Consider the following 22,402-nt stretch of genomic DNA (forward strand, 5'->3'; position numbering starts at 1 on the left):
CTTGTTCGCACCTTCCCTAACAATTCTCGTCCAGAGATGCCGACCTTTAATTCGGAGTTTGAGGTAGTCCCGATTAATCTGCCTCAGTTCAAAAGTGCTGCGCTGATGACCATCTGAATCATGATCCTGGGCCAGGCTACGTAATAATCGCAAAACATGTATTGGGAGTAACCCTTCAATTTCGGTGAGGGCTTTCAACTCCATGGTAAGTACAGGCAGTTGTAAATCCTGCCATCCGCCCTGTTCGGCATCGGGCATCAATTCAGGCAGGCGTTTTAGCAGAGCTGACTCCAGTTTTAAGGAGTTCTGGAGCCGTTGGAGAGAAGCGCCGGCCACGCCATAACGCACGTATATTGTAATCTGAGAGTCATTAATTAATATCCCCAACTCTTCCAATTGCTTTAACGCACTGGCAATTTCCTCTGACTCGAGGCTGGTCAGTTGCATGAGCTGATCGGTATTTATTCTCTCCGCAACGTCTGCATTATAGAGAAAACGCAGGATAGCGCGGTATTCCTCACGCCGACGTTGCGGTATCTGAGCTTTCAGCAGGCGATTTTCCGCTTCTTCCTCAGCAAGATTAAGTTTTCCTGGGAATATCTGAGTATGATTTTCCTCACGTTTAAGATATTCACCACGCTCAAGCCAGGCTACGGCGGTAACCACCTTCGTTTCCGCGTCTCGTTCATCAGCAGAAAAGGTTGTGTCAACGCTATCATCCTGCAAGATTTCTCCGGCAGTAATCACAAGTTTATTTCCCTTTCTTCGATTACTTTCGTTACGCAACTTACGTAAAATTTGTTGGATATCCCGGATACTTAATTTTGAACGCTCACTCATGCCAAATTGCGTTTCGATATCCTGTGGGTCGTATAAAAGAATACAGCGCGCATCTTCTTGATCGCGGCCAGCGCGTCCCGCTTCCTGTAAGTAGTTTTCAAGCGATCCGGGAATATCAGCATGAACAACAAGCCGAATATCAGCCTTATCCACCCCCATTCCGAACGCATTTGTCGCAACGATGATTCGCAATTGGCCCGCTTTAAAACTGTCCTGAATATCTGTTTTCGTATTGGGCTCCAGCCCGGCATGAAAGTGCTTACATGGCCATCCTTGTCCTATCAGAAAATCGGATAGCGCTTCTGCATTCTTTCTGCTTGAGACAAAAACAACCGCTCCACCGTTCTGGTTATCGAGATACTCGTGTAGCAAACGATCCGTATGCTGCCATTTTTCAGCTCGAACACAGGGTAATACATCAAAATAGAGATTAGTACGCTCATGGCCCCCATGAAAAACCGCAAAATCGATATTCAAGGTATCCTTAAAGTGGTTGCGTATATCAGCAAGCACATCCGGTTTCGCGGTCGCAGTAAAGCAGCCTATCTGAGAAAGTGTATTTTCCCCCGTATATTCGCGGATAAAACGAGAAACATAGAGGTAATCGGGCCGAAAGTCGCTGCCCCATTTCGACAGGCAATGCGCTTCATCAAAAATCCATGCCCCAATCTGACGCTGGCTGAGCGCTCGTCTGAATGCTTTATTGCGAAATTGTTCCGGAGATACCAGCAGGATACCGACATCCCCCATCTGAATTTTCTCCAGGACATCCGCACGCTCCGGCATGGTCAAAAGCCCATTCAGGGCCGCCGCACACTGGATATTACGCTCAAGAAGCCCATCGACCTGGTCCTTCATAAGCGATTGTAAGGGGGAAATAATCACTGTCAGGCTGCCATTGCGATGAAAACGGTTGAGGGCAGGCAACTGATAGCATAAAGACTTACCCCCACCGGTTGCCAGTACAGCCAGAACATGTTGCCCTCGCATACCCGCAAGCACGATGTCGTGTTGCAGACTCTTACCCGGCTGCTCATAACGAAAATCGGCAAAGCCGAAATAACGCTTAAGTTCATGACGTGGATTATGGGTTGTCTGGCAATATTGGCAATTGGCCCGCTCGCAAGGGACATCGCGCAGCTCGTGAACCAGTTGTTGCACTTCAGGGAACTGATGCCTTACCCAGGGAGCCAGAACAGAATTCCCGCCCGAAACACGAAGCCATGCCAAAGCATAAGCTAACGGCAAATGTTGTGCAGGATTATGCAAATCCCGCTCAAGCAGGTGTTCCAGCCGTGTCCGACAGACCTTCAAATCTCGAGACAAAGAGGGATCGGATTCTTGTAAAATTTCCGGAAGAAGCGCCTTTAAATCAAATAGAGGTAAAGCGTTACGACCTGTCAGTGAGACAAAAAAAGCAGCCAGGTCAGAATCTGTCGCCGGAGCTAATAATGTTTGATAACACAACAACTCCTTTCGACTCACCGTATTCAATTGTGTAAAGGCCAGACGCTGATCGTTAAAAAGCGTCCAGGTAGAATGGCAATCTGACAGCGGTGAATTCAGGCTATCACGAATGAGTTTATAATCTTTCACCAGACGATGGTACGGGTTCTGCGGAAATGCCAGCGGCGACAGACGCAATGTATCAATCGCGGGTAAAGAATGGAGCGATAAAGAGGGATAAACTTTTCGTAGGATAGGAAGATCGTGCTCAATGATATTATGACCAAGGACGAAACTCGCACCTTCAGACAAACTATCTAATTTCTGCAACGCGGGATAGGGGTCGCCAGAAACTTTTAACTCCAGCTCTGCCCCTGAGTCGGGACATAATGCACCCAGCATGATAATGCGTGGAGGCTGATCGTCAATTGATGGTACGACTTCAAGATCGAACACCATCCCCGTAGATTGAGAAAAAGATAGAGACACCAGGCTATTCCTTTAATACCATTCGATATGAACCACTCCCGGCAAGGAAAATTATTTACACCGTGAATTACTTAAATACATATAAGCCGGGCAGTTATGTGTTAACAATGAGCCGCGCACTCCACAGCTCTCATACTTATAAAATACACATAAAATCCAATAAGGTTCAGTATTTTTATACTTGATGGGACAAAGACAATATATTTATCTCTACTTGTCGGTATCGGTGCCCAACACCCACGCTCCCACATAATGCCCGCCAAGCCGGCTGTACCACATCAGCGCCAGCAGGGTGTTCTTTTCCGTCCCTTCGCCGCGCAGATACATACCTGCTACGGCTTTTTCAGCTTCAGGTAGCCCACGCTCCGCAGCTTTCAGGTACCATTCCAACGCCAATTGGCGATCTTTATTCAGATGGTAGCCATTGTAATACCATACGCCAAAGTTATATTGGACCTTCGCAATTTCCCGTTCCGCGGTCTGGCGATACCACGTCTGTGAATGAACTTGCTCAGGCCTGTGGGCTTTGTCATATATTTCACCAAGAGGAAGCTGGCCTGGTGCATAGCCACTCCGTACCGCTTCATTGAGCCAGTAAACGGCAAGCCGATAATCCTGCTCGACGCCTTTACCGGTGAAATAGGCCTCACCCAGGTAGAATTGCGCCGGCTCATACATTCTGTCTGCCGCTTTGCGCATATAAGCCACTGCCTGTTTATCATCCTTAGGTAAGGCAAGGCCGTGCGCATACATAACGCCAACAAGAAACTGTGCTGTTGAAGAGGGATCGCCTATTTTATCGGCGGCTTTACGATACCAGTTAAGTGCCTGTAGGTAATCCTGCGCAAGCCCATCACCGTAGTAGTACGCGTTTCCCAATATGACTTGCGTAGAACTGTCCCCCTTCTCCGCCGCCTTGCGATACCATTTGAGGGCTTGTTGCCTGTCTTGTGGGAAATTTTTGCCATATTGGTAATGATAGCCAAGGATGAAATACTCAAACCCGTTACCTTCCTTACCTGCTTTTTCAAGCCACTTTATCGCCAGTTTATAATCAGGAATAACATATTCACCATTCGCATACATATCGCCAAGAATAAATTGCGAAAGGTCATGCCCTTCTTCCGCTTTGCGCTCAGTTTGTTGTACATACTGACACTCCTCTGAATCTGACGTGTATCGAGGTAGGCAGCGAGCGGCATAGCTTTGTTGCGGAAGAATAAAACCTAATAATGTAAAAACAGCCACTATTCTCAAAATTAATATTAAGTGCATACAACATCCTTATTGTCATTTTGACATCAGATTATCTGTGCAATATTGTTCCCGTCATCGCTTAATTGTGCCTTCGCCTTACAGGTGAATAGCAGCATAAAAAAACCCGCCGTTAAGCGGGTTTCAATTACTTCACCGTATCAAAAGGAATAATCATTCCCACTCAATCGTTGCTGGTGGTTTACCGCTGATGTCATACACCACGCGGGAAATACCGTTCACTTCATTGATAATGCGGTTAGAGACACGGCCCAGGAAATCGTACGGCAGGTGTGCCCAGTGTGCGGTCATAAAGTCGATAGTTTCGACGGCTCGGAGGGAAACAACCCAATCGTACTTACGGCCATCGCCCATTACGCCAACGGAACGCACCGGCAGGAACACGGTGAACGCCTGGCTCACTTTGTTGTACAGGTCAGCTTTGTGCAGCTCTTCGATGAAGATGGCATCAGCGCGACGCAGCAGGTCGCAGTACTCTTTCTTCACTTCGCCCAGCACGCGAACGCCGAGGCCTGGCCCCGGGAACGGGTGACGGTAGAGCATGTCGTACGGCAGGCCAAGTTCCAGACCAATTTTACGCACTTCATCTTTGAACAGCTCACGCAGCGGTTCAACCAGGCCCATCTTCATCTCTTTCGGCAGGCCGCCCACGTTGTGGTGAGATTTGATGACGTGCGCTTTACCGGTAGCGGAAGCCGCAGATTCGATAACGTCCGGATAGATAGTGCCCTGTGCCAGCCATTTCACATCTTCCAGCTTCAGCGCTTCTTCGTCGAATACTTCAACAAAAACACGACCGATGATTTTTCGTTTTGCTTCCGGGTCGTTTTCACCCGCCAGCGCATCGAGGAAGCGTTTTTCACCTTCTACGTGAACAATGTTCAAACCGAAGTGATCGCCAAACATGTCCATGACTTGCTGAGCTTCATTCAGACGCAGCAGGCCGTTGTCGACGAATACGCAGGTCAGGTTTTTGCCGATTGCGCGGTGCAGCAGCATTGCAGTCACGGAGGAATCCACGCCACCAGAGAGGCCGAGGATCACTTTATCGTCGCCAACCTGTTCACGAATACGAGCTACAGCGTCGTCGATAATTTTCGCCGGCGTCCACAGCGCTTCACACTGGCAGATATCCAGTACAAAACGTTCCAGCATGCGCATGCCCTGACGGGTATGGGTCACTTCCGGGTGGAACTGCACGCCATAGAAGCGTTTTTCTTCGTTCGCCATAATCGCGAACGGGCAGGTTTCGGTGCTGGCAACGGTAACAAAATCGGACGGGATTGCAGTGACTTTGTCGCCGTGGCTCATCCAGACGTCCAGCAGCGGTTTGCCTTCCGGCGTCAGGGAATCTTCGATACCGCGAACCAGCGCGCTGTCGGTCAGGACTTCAACCTGTGCGTAGCCGAATTCACGCTCAGAAGAGCCTTCCACGTGGCCGCCAAGCTGCATGGCCATGGTTTGCATGCCATAGCACACGCCAAATACCGGTACGCCTGCTTCAAAGACATACTGCGGCGCGCGCGGGCTGTTTTCTTCAGTGGTGCTTTCCGGGCCACCGGAAAGTATGATGCCGCTTGGATTAAACTCACGGATTTGTGCTTCAGTAACATCCCACGCCCACAGTTCGCAGTAAACGCCCAGCTCACGTACGCGACGTGCAACCAGTTGGGTGTACTGCGATCCGAAATCGAGAATAAGAATGCGATGCTTATGAATATTGTCTGTCATTTGACGATTGTTCCGAGGCAAGTGAAACAGGGTAAATAAATCGCCCGACGCGGAGTCGGGCGAAGAAAATCAGGAACCCAGACGGTAGTTCGGGGATTCTTTGGTGATGGTCACATCGTGAACGTGGCTTTCCTGAATGCCCGCACCGCTGATGCGTACGAATTCAGCTTTAGTACGCAGCAGGTCAATCGTACCACAACCGGTCAGCCCCATACAGGAGCGCAGGCCGCCCATCTGCTGGTGAATGATCTCTTTCAGGCGACCTTTGTAAGCGACGCGGCCTTCGATACCTTCCGGCACCAGTTTGTCGGCGGCGTTATCGCTCTGGAAGTAACGGTCAGAGGAACCTTTGGACATCGCGCCCAGGGAACCCATGCCACGGTAAGACTTGTAAGAACGGCCCTGGTAGAGTTCGATTTCACCCGGGGATTCTTCAGTACCGGCCAGCATGGAACCCACCATTACCGCGCTTGCACCAGCAGCGATGGCTTTCGCGATATCACCGGAGAAACGGATACCACCGTCGGCGATAACCGGAATGCCCATCCCTTCCAGCGCTTCAACCGCGTCGGAAACAGCAGTGATCTGCGGAACACCGACACCGGTAACGATACGGGTAGTACAGATAGAGCCAGGACCAATACCCACTTTAACCGCGCTGCAACCGGCTTCTGCCAGCGCACGAGCGCCTGCGCCCGTTGCGACGTTACCGCCAATAATTTGCAGATCAGGATATTTAGCACGGGTTTCACGAATACGTTGCAGAACGCCTTCGGAGTGACCATGTGAGGAGTCAATCAGCAGGACGTCAACGCCCGCGGCAACCAGCGCATCAACACGCTCTTCGTTGCCGGCACCCGCGCCTACCGCAGCACCTACGCGCAGACGGCCATGCTCATCTTTACAGGCGTTCGGTTTACGTTCTGCTTTCTGGAAATCTTTAACGGTGATCATGCCGCGCAGATGGAAGCTGTCGTCAACAACCAGCGCTTTTTCAACGCGTTTTTCGTGCATTTTGGCCAGAACCACTTCGCGGGTTTCACCTTCACGCACGGTAACCAGACGCTCTTTCGGCGTCATATATACGCTGACCGGCTGGCTGAGGTCAGTAACGAAACGTACGTCACGACCGGTAATAATACCCACCAGCTCGTAGTCTTCGGTGACAACCGGGTAGCCTGCGAAACCGTTACGCTCGGTCAGTTCTTTCACTTCGCGAAGCGTCGTGGTTGGCAGAACAGTCTGCGGGTCGGTGACGATACCGGATTCATGTTTCTTCACGCGCTTCACTTCTTCAGCCTGGCGCTCGATAGACATGTTTTTATGGATAAAGCCGATGCCGCCTTCCTGCGCCAGCGCAATAGCCAGGCGTGCTTCAGTCACGGTATCCATTGCCGCAGAGAGCATAGGAATGTTCAGGCGAATGGTTTTCGTCAGTTGGGTGCTGAGGTCAGCAGTATTCGGCAGAACGGTGGAATGAGCGGGAACAAGGAGGACGTCGTCAAACGTCAGAGCTTCTTTAGCGATACGTAGCATGGGCAATATCTCGACCAGAGTGGTTAATAAATATTGCCGTGGCATTATACAGAGCGTAATCGGTTGCATCCACCTTTTTTTGCAAATAATGCTTGCGCTCCCCGGTCAGCACGTTACTATCGATTAAATAACCTGCTGATTTAAAATTTGATCTCGCTCACATGTTACCATCTCAATCCCCCGCAATTTTTACGGTTAGTCGCCTGAATCAGACCGTCCGTTTGCTGCTTGAGCAGGAGATGGGGCAAGTGTGGATCAGCGGCGAAATTTCTAACTTTAGCCAGCCCTCTTCCGGGCACTGGTACTTCACCCTTAAAGACGATACCGCCCAGGTGCGCTGTGCGATGTTCCGTAACAGCAACCGCCGGGTAACCTTCCGTCCACAGCACGGGCAACAAGTTTTAGTTCGCGCCAACATTACGCTGTATGAACCGCGCGGCGATTATCAGATTATCGTCGAAAGTATGCAGCCCGCCGGTGAAGGTTTGCTGCAACAGAAGTACGAACAGCTTAAAGCGAAGTTGCAGGCTGAAGGTTTGTTCGATCAGCAAATTAAAAAAACACTCCCCTCCCCTGCGCACTGCGTGGGTGTCATCACCTCAAAAACGGGCGCCGCACTGCACGATATTTTGCACGTGTTAAAGCGTCGCGATCCTTCCCTGCCAGTGATTATTTACCCCACAGCCGTTCAGGGCGATGACGCACCAGGGCAAATCGTTCGTGCCATTGAGCTGGCGAATCTTCGCAACGAATGTGACGTGTTGATTGTTGGGCGTGGCGGTGGCTCACTGGAAGATTTATGGAGTTTTAACGACGAACGCGTGGCGCGTGCGATTTTTGCCAGCAGCATTCCGGTAGTCAGCGCTGTCGGGCATGAAACCGATGTGACCATTGCCGATTTTGTTGCCGATTTACGCGCACCAACACCGTCAGCCGCCGCCGAAGTGGTGAGCCGCAATCAGCAAGAGTTACTGCGCCAGGTGCAGTCTGCGCAGCAACGGCTGGAAATGGCGATGGATTACTACCTCGCCAACCGCACGCGACGTTTTACGCAGATCCATCACCGCTTGCAGCAGCAGCATCCACAGCTCCGGCTGGCGCGTCAGCAAACCACCCTTGAGCGTCTGCAAAAGCGGATGAGCTTTGCGCTGGAGAATCAGCTTAAACGCGCCGGTCAGCAACAGCAGCGATTAACACTGCGGCTGAATCAGCAAAACCCGCAACCGAAGATTCATCGCGCACAAACGCGGGTTCAGCAACTGGAATATCGTCTCGCTGAAACACTTCGCGCACAGCTTAGCGCCACGCGCGAACGCTTTGGTAATACAGTGACGCACCTCGAAGCGGTGAGTCCACTCTCCACGCTCGCACGCGGTTATAGCGTTACCAGCGCCGCTGATGGCGCGGTGCTAAAACAGGTTAAGCAGGTGAAAGTGGGTGAGACACTGACCACTCGCCTGGGCGATGGCGTAGTGATCAGTGAAGTGAGTGCTGTGACGAAAATCCGCAAGCCTCGCAAGAAAATCTAATGACGCATTGCGAATCTTATTTACATCTTGGCCCCCATTTACAGACCCGATAAGTCTACTGGAAACAGGTCGCAAACCCTGCAGTACTGGATGCCTGAATACCGCAGTTTTGTGTCCCCGCCCCTTCATCCATACCACAATAGAACGAACCGGCCCGATCGGTAGAGAAATAGGGGAAGCTTATCGATGATGGCCATCCCAGCGCGCTAAAACCGCTATGCAATGACTGTAAATCAGCATAGCTCGGTGCTTTACTAAAGTCACCGCACTGCTTTGCAATATCCCATTTTTGAGCATCGACCACATGCGCCAGCGCCCAGGTTTCATTATTCACATCAGGCGTTGCTGCCGCTGTAGCCCCTGACGGCAACTCCGATTTTAATAGCGGGCGATGCAGCGTCTTGCCACTTACGGTGGCGGTATCCGCCATATGACCCCAGAAATATGCCGTGGCGACATTCGGGCTGGTCGGCACGGTGAAAATCGTATCCAGCGTCGCCGTTATTGTGGCGTTATCCGTCAGCGTCACCGTCAACGGCGTTTTATATCCTGGCGTATTATCCTGACGAACGGCAAAACTTGCCGTACCGTCCGCCCCTGTCACACCGTCGATCGTATTCCCACTGTCAGCCAGCGTTACCACCGTCCCGCTGGCAGGTTGTACCGTCATATCATCCATCGCCGCAACATCACCATACAATGTCGCCCCGCTGTTACGCGGCACGGCATCACCACGTTTTAAGGTGAAAGCGACATTCGGTACCGGCTTCCCGGCGCTGTCTTTTACGGTAACAACGAGGGGCACGGCTTCACCTTTTTTTACCTTCGCTGCCTGCGTAGTGGCATCTATCGCCGTCGATGTCAGCGTGACGCTGGAGACGGTCGCGCGGGGATTGACCAGACATCCCTGATACCCCGTACTCGCCGTCGACGACTCAAAACCATTATTCAGACTGACAACCAGGGCATTCCCCTGCTTGTTATCCAGTGCCCACCATGCATACTTCGTAGACCAGCCGATTTGAGTCGTCAGCGTGTTCCCCGGATAGCGCGCGTAGAGCGATAATAAATCATCGCTCAATGGCCGACGTGCCGCTTCACAAGGACTGAGGCTGTTATCTTCCCTTTGCGTTGCCTTAAACAACGGCCACACTTCATTGTTATCCGTCACCTGACTGACTCCGGCGCTCGACGGCAGCTCTTTCAACAATTTAGGCCGTTCAAAGACCACGCCGTTTTCCGCCGTTACCGTATCCGGCATATGGCCCCAGTAGGTCGCCATTGCGGAATCCGGGCTGGTGACGACGGTAAAGATCGCATCAATGACGCTGGTAGTTGCGACATCTCGCGCCAGTATAGCGGTGAACGAGATGGCCAGGCCGATGGTCTCAGGCTGTTCAACATTGAAAGTGGCCGTACCATCACTGCCGGTGAAACCTTGCCATTGCGTATCGTGTGCGGCCAGAGAAAACTCCGCCGACACAGGTGTCAACTCTGTCAACGTCATTGCATTTGCCGGCGTGTTCACTCCTGCTCCTGAACGGCTCATCGCTGAACCACGCCTGAGCGTCACGGCCTCTCCCGCCAGCGGGTTACCATCACGGTCTTTGACCGTCACCACAATTGGCAGTGGGTTACCTTTTTTCACTGACGCGCTAGGCCGCCCGCCATTACTGAGGGTTCTGGTGTTATCCATTGCGGATGACGTCAACATTACGCTGACGCCTGCCGGATGCGGCTTCGTCAGGCAAAGCATCAGCGCGTTGTTTGCCGAGCTCTTCGCGATATCTCCTGCGCTCAGGCTGACAGTCTGATACTGCCACGTATATAAATCCGGCATGACCATATCATAAGCCCACCACTTGCCTGCATATATCGGCAGCCCCAGGTCAGTCATTATCGCGCCGTTGGGATGATCATTATACAAATCCAACAATTCATTACTGCGCGGTTGATTCTCCAGCGGACAATCTGTCGATGTTAAATTTTGAACGTTGCTCATATACGACCACACTTCACCATTGCCGTTAGTGCTAATCGATGACCCTGAAGTCGCTTCGGCTTTCAGCAGCGGTCGTCTGAAGGTGACGCCTGCCGAACTGGTAAAGGTGTCCGGCATGTGCCCCCAGAATTTCGCGCTCGGTGAGTCCGGGCTGGTTATCACCGTGTAGATAACATCCAGCGTGGCGGTTTTGGTTACATCACGCGCCAGCGTGACGGTTATCGGTGTCGCCAGACCGGTCGTGGCATTCTGGCTCACTTCAAAGGTGGCTGTGCCATCACTGCCCGTTGTTCTGAGCACTTTTGCCCCATTTGCCGTCAGCACAGCGTCACTGTTCGCGGGTATCAATGACTTCACGGTAAGATCGTCCGCACTCGAGTTAACGGTTGCTTTCGAGCGATCCAGCGTCGTTTCACGCGTGAGGGTAAAGTCGGCATAGGGTACCGGATTCCCGGCGCTATCACGTACGGTCACCGTCAGCGGAATCGTCTCACCTTTCTTCGCTACGGCGCTCGGTCGACCACCATTGCTGACCGTTTTTGCCGCATCCTGTGCTGTTGAAGTGATCTCTATCATCGCCGGAACGGTATGCGGTTCCACCAGGCACATCACTACCGCCGTATAACTGGACGATGCCTGAACTGTCTGACCATTAACGAGCGAATATGCCTGGTTGCTCCAGCTGCTGCCAGAAACCGTCATCATGTCGTAGGCCCACATATACCCGGCGGAAGTCGGCAAGCCGAGCACCGTGCCCAACTGGTTGTTAGGGTAATCCGCATACAACCCCTGCATGTCAGTCGTCAGCGGTTGATAACTCTCATCACATCCAGCCTTGCTGGCATCCGTTTTCTCCGTTGCTGTCAGGCGCGACCAGACTTCATTATTGGTCGTTACCGCCGTACCACCAGAAAGTTCAGCTTTGAGGAAAGGCCGTTTGAAGGTGACGCCCTTGCTGCTGGTAAAGGTTTCCGCCATATGCCCCCAGTTGGCCGCCAGCGGTGTATCCGGGCTGGTGACGACGGTGAAGATCACTGGCAAGGTGTTCGACGACACGCCGGTATCGTTCAACAGAGCATAAAAGTCGGTTTTGAGTCCAGTAGACGCATCCTGTCGGAGTGTCATCGTGGTGGTTCCGTCTGGCCCGGTCACGCCATACAGAATGGTCGATGCAGTGGTATCCACCGTCGTACCCGACGCAGTCGTGACCGACACTTTCTGCGATGTTGACGCCACATTTTGGCGATTGACCGGGTTAGCGTGTTTCAGGGCAAACGGCGTATTGCCGACTAAATTCCCCTGTGCATCTTTAGTCGAAATGCGGATCGACACGCTATCGCCTTTCTGCACTTTGATCGCGCTAAGCGTACTGTCAATGCTGACAAATTGCGCGGGGTCTGAGGCCTCCAGCGTAATCTGGCTAGCAGCCGTCAACGGCGTTGTGCGGCAGGTTTGTAGCACGACTGTGTTCGTCGAGATTTGTGAGACTGCACCAGTATTCAGTTGCACCACATTGTAGTAACGGCTCCCTGTTTGCGTATCACTCGGGGTATTGGTGAGATAGGTCGTTTTTACCGGCCATCCCTGCACCGTACTCATCACATTACCGCTATTGGCGTCATACAAAGACTTCAGTCCATCCAGCGTCGGCATATAATCTGTACCACACCCATTCATGCTGGTGTCAGCCGACTGAGTCCAGGTGAATCTTGCCCAATCTTCACCGTTTTCAGCCGTAGAATTTCGACCACTGGTGTTACTCAGCTCTTTCAACAACAGTGGTCGTTTATAGATTGTACCGTCGGAGGCCATCACCGTTTCGGCCATATGTCCCCAAAAATTCGCTTTTGGCGAATCCGGGCTGGTCACGACAGTAAAGACCACCGGTAGCGTCGCCTTGACGCTGCTGGACGTATCCAGTTTTGCCGTGAGATCGGTTCTTAACCCGGTACTGTTATCCTGTTTCAGGGTAAATGTCGTTGACCCGTCTGCACCAGTCACGCCGTAAATCGTTTCACTCGTCGACTGGAAATTATTTCGCGTATTTCCCCAGGCATCCGTCACCGTCAGCGCGCCCACGCTCGCGGTTGCTGATGCGTTAGCCCGACTCACGCTGTTGGCACGCGTCAGGATAAATGCCGTATTGCCCACCAGGTTGCCTTGCGTATCTTTGGTGGTGACGCGCACCACGGATTCTTCGCCTTTTTTCGCTTTTACCACGTTATAGGTGGTATCCAGCGTCGCCGGATCTGCCGCTTCCAGCAGAATTTGGCCCACCGTGGTTACCGGCGTGGTCTGGCAGGTCAGCAGTTGCAGCGCCGTTGATGACACTGCCGCACTCGTGCCATTGCTGAGATCTACCGCCTTGTAGTTACGCTGCTCCATGCTGCCGTTGTCGGACGTGTTGGACAAATAGCGTGTTGCCACCGGCCAGCCCTGCACGGTTTTCATGGTGTTGCCCGCATTATTAGCAAACAGTGACGTCAGACCGGCTTGAGTCGGAATATAGTTGGTTCCACAGCCACTATACGTCGTAGAAGAACTCGCATAATTAATGTTAAACAACGCCCAGTTTTCATTGTCTTCAGACGTCGATGTTCGCCCAGTCTGATAGGCCAGTTCCTTCAACAACAGCGGGCGTTTAAATACCGTACCGTCCGCAGCCGTCACCGTTTCCGGCATATGCCCCCACATTTTCGCCTGGCTGCTATCCGGGCTGGTGACCACAGTAAAGATTGTGTCCAGGCTGTCTTTTTTTGTTGCATCGGAATACAACGTCGCCGTCAGCGCCGTTTTGGTGCCGTGAGTATCCGGGCGGGTAATATTGAGGATTTTGCTGCCGTCGCTACCGGTCATGGCAGTATAAAATCCCGCGGTGTCGTTCAACGTCGTTTCATCCGCCAGCCCGCTGTTAATCACCACCGGCGCCACCAGCGCATCGCCGCTACCGGCAATATGTTTTTCGCCCGTGCGGGTATAACCGTCTCCGCGACTGAGTTTAAATGGCATATCCGTGAGCCGATTACCCTGCGCATCTTTTACCGTTACCTTAACCTGTAGCGTTTCGCCTTTTTTCAGCTTCGCCGCGTTATTTCCGGCAGCCCACTGTGCGTTATCAACCACATCCAGCGTAATGCTGCTGGCCGGTTTGTTCGCCGTCGTCAGGCAACTGACGTAAACCGGCGTATCGCCGCCGATAGCCTGTGCGCCGTTATCCAGGGCAATGGTGTAATAGTGCGGCGTTACATCCGCGGGGGAACTGCTCCAGTAGGGCTGACGCTGCGTCGGCCAGCCGTGTGTGGTTTGCACCGCATTGCCGTTATTAGCGTCATAGAGCGCACTGAGCTGTGAGCGACGCGGCAGCATATTGGCTCCGCAACCGCCTTTACTGGTAATGGCCGTACTGGCCTGGCTAACGCGCGCCCAGACTTCGTTTTTTTCCGTTAGTGTGCCATCCGGACTGGCGATTTCTGCTGCCAGCTTAGGCCGGGTAAAGGTTAATGAATCAACAGTAATCGTTTCATCCATATGGCCCCACATCTGCGCGCCAATAACGTCCGGGCTGGTTGGGGTGGTGAAAATAACGCTGTAATTAACGGTATTCGGCAGGTAGGAATTTACCGGCGTTACGCTCAGCGCCGTTCTTAGCCCGACGCCTTGTGGTTGCTCTATTTCGACCGTTGCCACGCCTTGTGCATCTGTCGTACCCGTATAAACCATCGACGGCTGCGATGTGCCGTATTGCGTGCCATTCATCGAGATTGCGCCGCTGCTCGGGTCATCAAACCCGCTCACCAGCCCCGCTCGGTTATACCCCATGCCTTTAGTGATGGTGAAGGCAGTAAAGGGAACCGGAGTATTATTGAGCGCGTTAACCGTACGCACGGTCATCACGACGGTGTCTCCCACTTTGGCCTGCGCTTTGGTGCCAGGGGTGACATCGTGATCGGTGCTCACTTCAACCTTCGCGACCATCTCATTGCCCGAACAGGAGAGGTAATTTCGCTTAAAGCCGGGGTAGCTGTCGACGTTTCCGTTCGCCAAATTCACCGATGAATGCGTGGCTTGCTCCACCGCGCTTAGGTAGTTCTGTTGTGCGGTGGGCCAGCCATACTCAGTGCCAATCGCGTTACCGGGATGGGCTGAAAAAAGGCTTTCCAGCCCACTCTGACTTGGCGTATGGCCGACGCCGCATTCAGCCTGCATACTGGTGTCTTGATCGAACAGCGCCCAGTCTTCGTTATTTTCCCGCACCGATCCCAGTTCATGCTCAGTTTCATCCGCCAGCACTGAGCGTTTGAACAGACTGCCAGATACAACAATGCCGCGCATATGGCCCCACATCCGCGCCTTGTCGCTGTCCGGGCTGGTGATCACAGTAAAAATCACGTCTTTGGCATCTGTAGCCGTAAAATTGCTGCGCATTTTCGCCGTGATATGGGTTTTCACGCCTGCGCCGTCGGGCTGGCTCAGGGTTAGCGAAGCCTGACCGTTGACATCGGTCATGCCTTCATAGGTGTGAGCATCAACCTGTTGCAAATTCGAACCACCAGTAATCTGCACCGGATGGGCTTCCCAGGCGGAATCGGTTTGATTTTTGCGGTTAACGCCGTCATCCAGATGCAGCGAGAAGTAGTAATACGCCAGTGGTTGATCGTTATTTTTATTGTCGGTGATCGTCAGACGCATCGTGGCGTCTTCGCCCACCTGCGATTTCATCGCCTGTGCCGTATCATCATAGTTTTCGGGCGTAAGGACGATTTTCGGCTCGACATCAGGCGCGGGTTTATCCACGCAGCTTACAAGAAACGGGGTGCTATCCGGCTTTTGCGTTTCACCACGGTTAGAGACATCCGCCGCATGGTGCTGCCCGGTGGTGCCCGCCAGCGATGACCAGTAATAATCCCCCTGCATCGGCCAGCCAAGGACTGTCTGCACCGATGTGGGGATAACGGTCGCCAGCGCGCCGAAGTGGCGCATGCCGGGCAGCACGGTGCAGTGGTTATCTGCGCCGCTCCAGGTGAAGGTGGACCAGGTTTCGTTGTGATCGACGACCGTGGCGCTTTCATTGCTGACTTCTGCCGCCAGCTTTGGTCGACTGAAGGTGTAACCGTGGGCTTCTACCGTCTCCGCCATATGGCCCCACATCGTAGCCTGCGCCACGTCCGGGCTGGTGAGTACGGTAAAAATCACCGCGGTTTCGCTGGTTTGCGCAATGCCGGAAATGCTGACCACCAGTGGCGTTTTGACGCCAGGGCCGTTCGGTTGGCTCACCGTGATGGTGGCCGTGCCGCTGACATCAGAGGTGCCATGGTATTCGGTAGCCGTCGTCGTTAACTCGGTGCTATCCAGTACCACTGGCGCAGTATTATTCACCGCCCCCTGGCGATTTTCAGCATCTTTACGTTTGATAATAAACGGAATATTACCCGCGACGTTGCCCTGACAATCTTTAGTGGTGACGGTGAGCGTGATGGTGTCGCCAACGGTGGTTTTTGCCGCCGCGATCGTTTCGTTATAACCGCTGGCGCTCACCGAGATTAAATCGCCCTGCGCGGGCGCGATGTTCAGGGTCACTTTCTGGTCCACCAGCGCCACCGTCCCCGCATAGGGATACCCGGTCGAGGTCAGCAGGTAGAGCAGTGGGAGGGTTTGCTGCGCATCAATCTGCGGCCAGGCCACCAGCGAGCGTCCGGCCAGCCCCTGAGCGCAAAAGCTACGGTTAGCAATGGGTTGTGGGTTAAGGGGCACATCGGGCGTGGCGGCATCGGCCCACACCAGGCTGACGGTAGGGGGTGTTTGATTTTCCCAGCGCAGCGCAGGTGGTGTGGAAAAATGGTCGCCTTCATTGTCCTGAGGATTAGCGACAATCAGGTTAGCAGCGTCATCGTCAACGCTAAATTCATTCGGTTTAGCAGAAAACCCGACATCATGAGATTCAGCAGGATTAAGCTGAACACTGCCCTGATAGACGGGTACGCTGGCGCTGTCGGCAAAAGGAACGGTTCCGTTAAACTCGCCTGTAGAATCATGATATGTCTGCCATTCCGCCCCTGCCCGTGCAAAGTCAGACAGCATAAAAGCTGCCAACATGCCCAGAAGCATAATGATTTTCCCTGGTTTCAGACATACCGACATGTAAAAAACTCCAGCATGATAAACAAAACATCAACCTGTTTTGCTTAACGCGTCGCTAAGCAAAACAGGCGGAAAACAGCATTCCCGTATGGGAATGCTGTTGTGCGCATTAGTGGTGTTTGTAAATGATAGACAGCGTATAGCCCTGAACGCCGTCGCCGTTTGCCGGGATCGCAAGACCACTCTTACCATTACGATCACTACCGTTAAGGCTGGTTCTTGCTTCTTCGTTAGTTTGTGGGATAACAATTTTATTGTTATCGAAGCTGGCATTAGCAATACCGCCTGCAGCACCGAGTTGTTTACTGTTACCGTTAAAGACCCATGCAAAGTCATAGTTAGCGGTAACGTCCATATCCGTACCCGCGTCATATTTACCGTTCTGGTTTTCATCCGAGTACAGTTTGGCCACATAGGTTTTGTTAAGCGCAATGGCCGTATTACCACCGATAAGGTTGGTAGTGGTACCTTCCTCGAAGATGGCAACTTTCAGATTCTGGTTCACAACCGGGCCGGGATCGACATTGTCCGTATCGCTGCCGCCACCGCTGGCCGTTGAAATATCCAGCAGAGTCAGCGATGTTCCCTGGAAAGGATTACCGGTCTGGGTGATGGGCTGGATTTCAACACCGATATAACGCCCACGTTCGTCATCAGTGAGTTTATAACTCGTCTTACCCGCCGCTGCGGTCAGCTCCGTTTTACCGCCACCCGCATTATCGCTGTAACTGTACCACTTGATAGTGGCTGTCGTTTTCGCATCAATGCCTGCGGGACCATCATCGATATCCCCTTCGGTATCGCCGATATCCCAACCCAGCGTGATGGTATCCCCTGAGTAAAGGCGTTTATCCGTCTCGCTACCCGGAGGACGGGTACCTTTACCATCAGACGTTACTTTAATGTGATCCGCATCTTCCGAGTTAATCGTGGCATTCCCCCCTTCGCGATAGAGCCAGGGTATGGTCCCCTCGAATTCAGCGGTCGTTCCACTGGCGACCCAGGCGGCATCTTCCGCCATAGCGGCTGGTACGGCACAGTATCCAGCCAGCATCAGTGCCAGCGCGACTTTTGTCAGGCCACGTTTCATATGAGGTTTCATAAACACTCTCCTTGATTAATATTCAGCGGTGGCCCGATCAGCCATGGCGCCGCCCCTATTTCTTGCTGTAATTGACCTGCAAACCGTATCCCTGCACGCCATCGGTTACCTGGGCACTAAACTTTGCTGCCGCGTCCTTGTTGGTTGCCGGAATCTCTATATCGACGTTCGTGGTATTGGTTTGCGCACCGGTATTGCCATTTACGCTATGCCCCGTGAATTCCCACTGATAGTCATACTGTTTCATCTCGTCGTCAGTGAGCTTCTCAGAAAGCTGGAACACGCCGTCTTTGTTAGCGTCGCGCCACAGCACAAAGCGATAGCGGCTATTGAGAGGCAACGGTTCTTTGTTGCCGATAAGATTGACGGGCTTAGCTGCACCAACGCGGTAGATAAAAGCATTCAGCCCGCCGATGTCAGAACCCAGGAACGTTACGTCAACATAGTTACTGTCATCATAAGGGGCGGCTTTCGCTTTCCAGCGGAAGGTGCCGGGCAACGTACTGGAGAGCGTAACGGTCCCCTTTTCTTTATCTTGTTTGGCGATAAAAACGCACGGCACTTCGGTGGTGCAGGGTTTATTCGCCAGCGTCACTTTTTTATCGTTGGCATCAAACAGCTGCGGGCTGAGATTATCCTGCGGCAAGACATTACCGTTACGGTCAGTGTTGTCGCCAAAACTATCGGTAACGTCGAGATCCATGACGACACCATCTACACCATCCGCTTGCGCGCTGGCTTCGTGGCTGTGATTGTTCTCATCCGGTACATTGGCGATGTTGTTAACGATGAGCTCAATTTTACGATCCTGCTGAACGGTGATTTCCACCACGCCGGAGTTCTGCCGATTGCCTTTTTCATCTTCCAGCGCCAGGCGTACCCGCCAGGTATTGAGTTTTTCCTGGTCGGCTTTATCAGAGCTGTACTGCCAGGCAGGCAGTACCAGATTCCAGTGGTTGTTGTTCCCTTCAGTAAGGGTGTTTTCTTTGATAACCGGCATCACCAGCGTACGTGCAGCATTGTTTTTCGCCTGCCAGGAGGCAGCAACGATTTTGTAATGATGATTAATGAGCGCGTTAATGGTCCACTTACATTTTTCCAGCCCGATGGCTGCTTCTGGCGTATCTTTAATCACGCACTCGGGATGTTCATTCGTCGCATCAGCTTTCAGCCACAAAGTGACATCGAGGGGATCTTTCTCTTTGTATTCCAGAACAATAAAGTTGTTACGTTCAACAAAGTCGTGACGGCTGCCCATGAGCGAGTGAGCCGCGCTTACTTTGTCAGGATCAAGCTGGTCTTTGAGCGGGACGCCAAACTGGTAGTTCAGCGTTGCGTTAACAGAAAGATCGGTATTATCGCCAGTGCCGGCTTTGAAATCCGTTCCTACGGCAATGAGCGGTACGGGCTGGTATTTCACACCCAGCGTGACGGCGAAGGGATCTTTCTCCAGATTATCGGTGCCAAAAAGCGCGACTTCATCACCGTAATACTGTTCGAAAACGATTTTACCGCCAAGCTGCGGGTAAGCGGGTAGCCAGGCTTCGGCGCGAATATCCCAACCGCGCGCAGGACGCTCCTCATAAAAATCGAAATCTTCGGAGTCTTTCCAGTCAGAAAGCGGATGATAATAGTTGCCAGAGAATTTTAAATAATCAGTCCAGGCTTCGGCACCTAAACCTAAACGGCGATGCCCACGGGTAAAGTCATAATCATAAAATATATTTCCACCCAATAACCATTTATCAGTATTATGCCTTACGCCTATTCCCAGATTGCCTATTGTTCTTTCCTCTTTTCGTTGCGTAGATAATTGGCTAAAAAATAAGGTCGTTTGGTTATCATATAAGGGAACAAAATAATCTAGCGAGCTGCCATCAAGATCGCCCCCCTCGCCAAGCGAGAGATTGGTTCTCACTTTGCCAAAAGGCGCTAGCGCATCTTCGACAAGTGACTGTGCCCCGGACGTCACCTGCCCCTGAACATAGCTCCTGGCCTGCGACTGCAATGCCTCTGGCGTCAGGTTATCAAACCCTTGTGTCGCCGAGTTGATAAAATAATCCGCCCCTTGTTCCTTAAGGGATTTGCCCTTGCTGTCAGTTTCTTCCTGCTGCGCAGCCTGACTGCCAAGATCGGGGAGCGTAGATTCGAGAGAGGGCTTTTTAACAGATGCAGAAAACTCAGGCTCGGCAAAAACCGAGCCTGATAAAATCATGAGCATCAAAAAAAGCATCCTCTGCACGATAAATCTTCCAGGAAGAAATTATCCTGCCAGTTTAACCACCCGTCGAAATAAAAAAAATAAAATAACGACCAAATAAAATCCGAAAAAATACAATTTGTGACGACTACAAAATAAACGCCACTAAAATAATATTAATATTAAATAAAATCGAGTTAAACATTCAGTATATTTATGCTCTGGCATAACACTTATTACCAGAGCTATTAATTTAAGTGGGAATAACAAACTCCACACGCTTACGCGAAATCAACCCGTGACCATTCTGGCAGAAATAATCGACCGCACCGCAGGCTTTTAGTACCTGTAAAGGCTGATGGCAATCCGGGCAGCAGGCCAGCAGTTCGACATCATTACCGCAGGATGGACAATGCGCATGTGCGCCATCCTGCTCCAGCAGGTGCTGACATTTTGGGCAAAGCAGTTCCATAGTGGCTCCTTAATAACAATGGCCTCTTAACGAGGCCATTGATTAGTGATTACTTACTTTTCTTAATATGCTTAATCAGACGTTTACGCTTACGCATCTGGGTTGGGGTCAGCGTATTGCGCTTGTTCGCATACGGGTTTTCCCCTTCCTTGAACTGAATACGAATCGGCGTCCCCATCACATCCAGCGACTTACGGAAGTAGTTCATCAGATAACGTTTGTAGGAATCCGGCAGGTCTTTCACCTGGTTGCCGTGAATTACCACGATTGGCGGGTTATAACCCCCGGCGTGCGCATATTTCAGCTTCACGCGACGGCCACGCACCAGCGGCGGCTGATGATCTTCCACCGCCATCGTCATGATGCGAGTCAGCATGGCGGTTCCTACGCGGCGGGTCGAACTGTCATAGGCTTCGCGTACGGATTCAAACAGGTTGCCGACGCCGCTGCCGTGCAGCGCAGAGATAAAGTGCACGCGCGCGAAGTCGATAAAGCCCAGACGGTAGTCCAGCGTCTCTTTCACCTGCTCTCTGACTTCGTTACTCAGGCCATCCCATTTGTTGACCACAATAACAAGTGAGCGCCCACTATTCAGGATGAAGCCCAGCAGGGACAGGTCCTGATCGGAGATGCCTTCACGGGCATCAATCACCAGCAGGACCACGTTAGCGTCGTCAATCGCCTGTAACGTCTTGATGACGGAGAATTTCTCGACCACATCGGTAATTTTGCCGCGCTTCCGCACTCCGGCGGTGTCGATGAGCACGTATTCACGTTCATCACGTTGCATTGGAATGTAGATACTGTCACGCGTCGTCCCCGGCATGTCATAGACCACTACGCGGTCTTCGCCGAGAATACGGTTAGTAAGTGTAGACTTACCTACGTTCGGACGACCGACAATCGCCAGCTTGATTGGCAGCGTCGTCGGGTCGAAATCATCTTCCGGCTCTTCAAGCTCTTCGCCGTTCTGCTCAGCTTCAAATTTCGCCCAATACTCCGCGTCTTCGTCTACTTCTTCCGGCGGATTAACGTCATCAACAAACGGCAGCAGCACGTGTTCCAGCAGGCTGGTCACGCCGCGACCGTGAGAGGCGGCGATTGGGTAGATATCACCCAGGCCAAGCGACCAGAAATCAGCGATGGCCTGATCGGCATCAACGCCGTCCGTTTTGTTCGCTACCAGGAAGGTCGGTTTTTCACGAGAGCGCAAATGTTTGGCGATCGCTTTATCCGCAGGCATCAGCCCGGCACGCGCATCAACCATAAACAGCACCACGTCGGCCTCTTCAATCGCCAGCAACGATTGTTCCGCCATGCGGGTTTCCACACCCTCTTCTGTACCGTCGATACCGCCAGTATCGATACAGATGAACTCACGGCCTTCCACTTCAGCACGACCGTATTTACGGTCACGAGTCAGACCCGGGAAATCCGCGACCAGCGCATCACGAGTGCGCGTCAGGCGGTTAAATAGCGTGGATTTTCCAACGTTAGGGCGCCCGACAAGCGCGACCACAGGAATCATGTTAAAGCCTCATTAACTCAATATTTGGTTTGCCGGGTGGCGCATCGCCATCGGGCATAAAAACAATAATAATAAAAATAGCAAACGGCCCCTGATTTAACAGGAGCCGTTATT

General features: G+C 52.3%; 10 protein-coding genes. 1 reads left to right on the plus strand and 9 read right to left on the minus strand.

The annotated features are described in order from the left end of the window. The 4 genes from F0Q32_RS22295 to guaB all read right to left on the minus strand — a co-directional run. The coding region (locus tag F0Q32_RS22295) for a RecQ family ATP-dependent DNA helicase (protein ID WP_223145811.1) at positions 1-2,775 on the minus strand (2,775 nt) is incomplete at its 3' end. 210 nt (positions 2,776-2,985) lie between these two features. Further along, positions 2,986-4,050, minus strand: coding sequence for an SEL1-like repeat protein (locus tag F0Q32_RS22300; RefSeq protein ID WP_149464782.1), 1,065 nt, complete (start codon positions 4,048-4,050; stop codon positions 2,986-2,988). 153 nt (positions 4,051-4,203) lie between these two features. Further along, a complete protein-coding gene (guaA, locus tag F0Q32_RS22305) occupies positions 4,204-5,781 on the minus strand; it encodes a glutamine-hydrolyzing GMP synthase (RefSeq protein WP_149464783.1) in 1,578 nt (525 codons plus the stop codon). Positions 5,782-5,850: 69 nt separating this feature from the next. After that, positions 5,851-7,317, minus strand: coding sequence for an IMP dehydrogenase (gene guaB, locus F0Q32_RS22310; protein WP_149464784.1), 1,467 nt, complete (start codon positions 7,315-7,317; stop codon positions 5,851-5,853). A gap of 161 nt (positions 7,318-7,478) precedes the next feature. On the opposite strand from guaB, the gene xseA reads away from it, so the two are divergent. Then, positions 7,479-8,846 (plus strand): exodeoxyribonuclease VII large subunit, encoded by a 1,368-nt coding sequence (gene xseA, locus F0Q32_RS22315; RefSeq protein ID WP_149464785.1) that lies wholly within the window; start codon positions 7,479-7,481, stop codon positions 8,844-8,846. Between the two features lie 55 nt (positions 8,847-8,901). On the opposite strand, the gene F0Q32_RS22320 is transcribed toward xseA, so the two are convergent. The 5 genes from F0Q32_RS22320 to der form a co-directional block, all read right to left on the minus strand. Next, positions 8,902-16,986: an adhesion domain-containing protein gene (locus F0Q32_RS22320; protein ID WP_149464786.1), complete on the minus strand. Its 8,085-nt coding sequence runs from the start codon at positions 16,984-16,986 to the stop codon at positions 8,902-8,904. A 109-nt stretch (positions 16,987-17,095) separates the two neighbouring features. Next, entirely contained in the window at positions 17,096-18,088 is a 993-nt protein-coding gene (locus tag F0Q32_RS22325; protein ID WP_149464787.1) for a SinI family autotransporter-associated protein, read from the minus strand. A 55-nt stretch (positions 18,089-18,143) separates the two neighbouring features. Continuing rightward, positions 18,144-20,321 (minus strand): intimin-like inverse autotransporter SinH, encoded by a 2,178-nt coding sequence (gene sinH / locus F0Q32_RS22330; protein ID WP_149464845.1) that lies wholly within the window; start codon positions 20,319-20,321, stop codon positions 18,144-18,146. Positions 20,322-20,541: 220 nt separating this feature from the next. Then, positions 20,542-20,760, minus strand: coding sequence for a zinc ribbon domain-containing protein (locus F0Q32_RS22335; protein ID WP_149464788.1), 219 nt, complete (start codon positions 20,758-20,760; stop codon positions 20,542-20,544). Positions 20,761-20,809: 49 nt separating this feature from the next. Then, positions 20,810-22,288: a ribosome biogenesis GTPase Der gene (der, locus tag F0Q32_RS22340; RefSeq protein ID WP_149464789.1), complete on the minus strand. Its 1,479-nt coding sequence runs from the start codon at positions 22,286-22,288 to the stop codon at positions 20,810-20,812. Between the last annotated feature and the right edge of the window lie 114 nt (positions 22,289-22,402).

The organism is Pseudocitrobacter sp. 73, from assembly GCF_008369545.1.
In the GTDB taxonomy this organism is placed as follows: domain Bacteria; phylum Pseudomonadota; class Gammaproteobacteria; order Enterobacterales; family Enterobacteriaceae; genus Pseudocitrobacter; species Pseudocitrobacter vendiensis.

Coding starts and splice junctions, on each gene's coding strand:
- F0Q32_RS22320 (WP_149464786.1), bottom strand. CDS start 16,986: ATGTCGGTATGTCTGAAACCAGGGAAAATCATTATGCTTCTGGGCATG.
- F0Q32_RS22335 (WP_149464788.1), bottom strand. CDS start 20,760: ATGGAACTGCTTTGCCCAAAATGTCAGCACCTGCTGGAGCAGGATGGC.
- guaB (WP_149464784.1), bottom strand. CDS start 7,317: ATGCTACGTATCGCTAAAGAAGCTCTGACGTTTGACGACGTCCTCCTT.
- der (WP_149464789.1), bottom strand. CDS start 22,288: ATGATTCCTGTGGTCGCGCTTGTCGGGCGCCCTAACGTTGGAAAATCC.
- F0Q32_RS22300 (WP_149464782.1), bottom strand. CDS start 4,050: ATGCACTTAATATTAATTTTGAGAATAGTGGCTGTTTTTACATTATTA.
- xseA (WP_149464785.1), top strand. CDS start 7,479: ATGTTACCATCTCAATCCCCCGCAATTTTTACGGTTAGTCGCCTGAAT.
- guaA (WP_149464783.1), bottom strand. CDS start 5,781: ATGACAGACAATATTCATAAGCATCGCATTCTTATTCTCGATTTCGGA.
- sinH (WP_149464845.1), bottom strand. CDS start 20,321: ATGCTTTTTTTGATGCTCATGATTTTATCAGGCTCGGTTTTTGCCGAG.
- F0Q32_RS22325 (WP_149464787.1), bottom strand. CDS start 18,088: ATGAAACCTCATATGAAACGTGGCCTGACAAAAGTCGCGCTGGCACTG.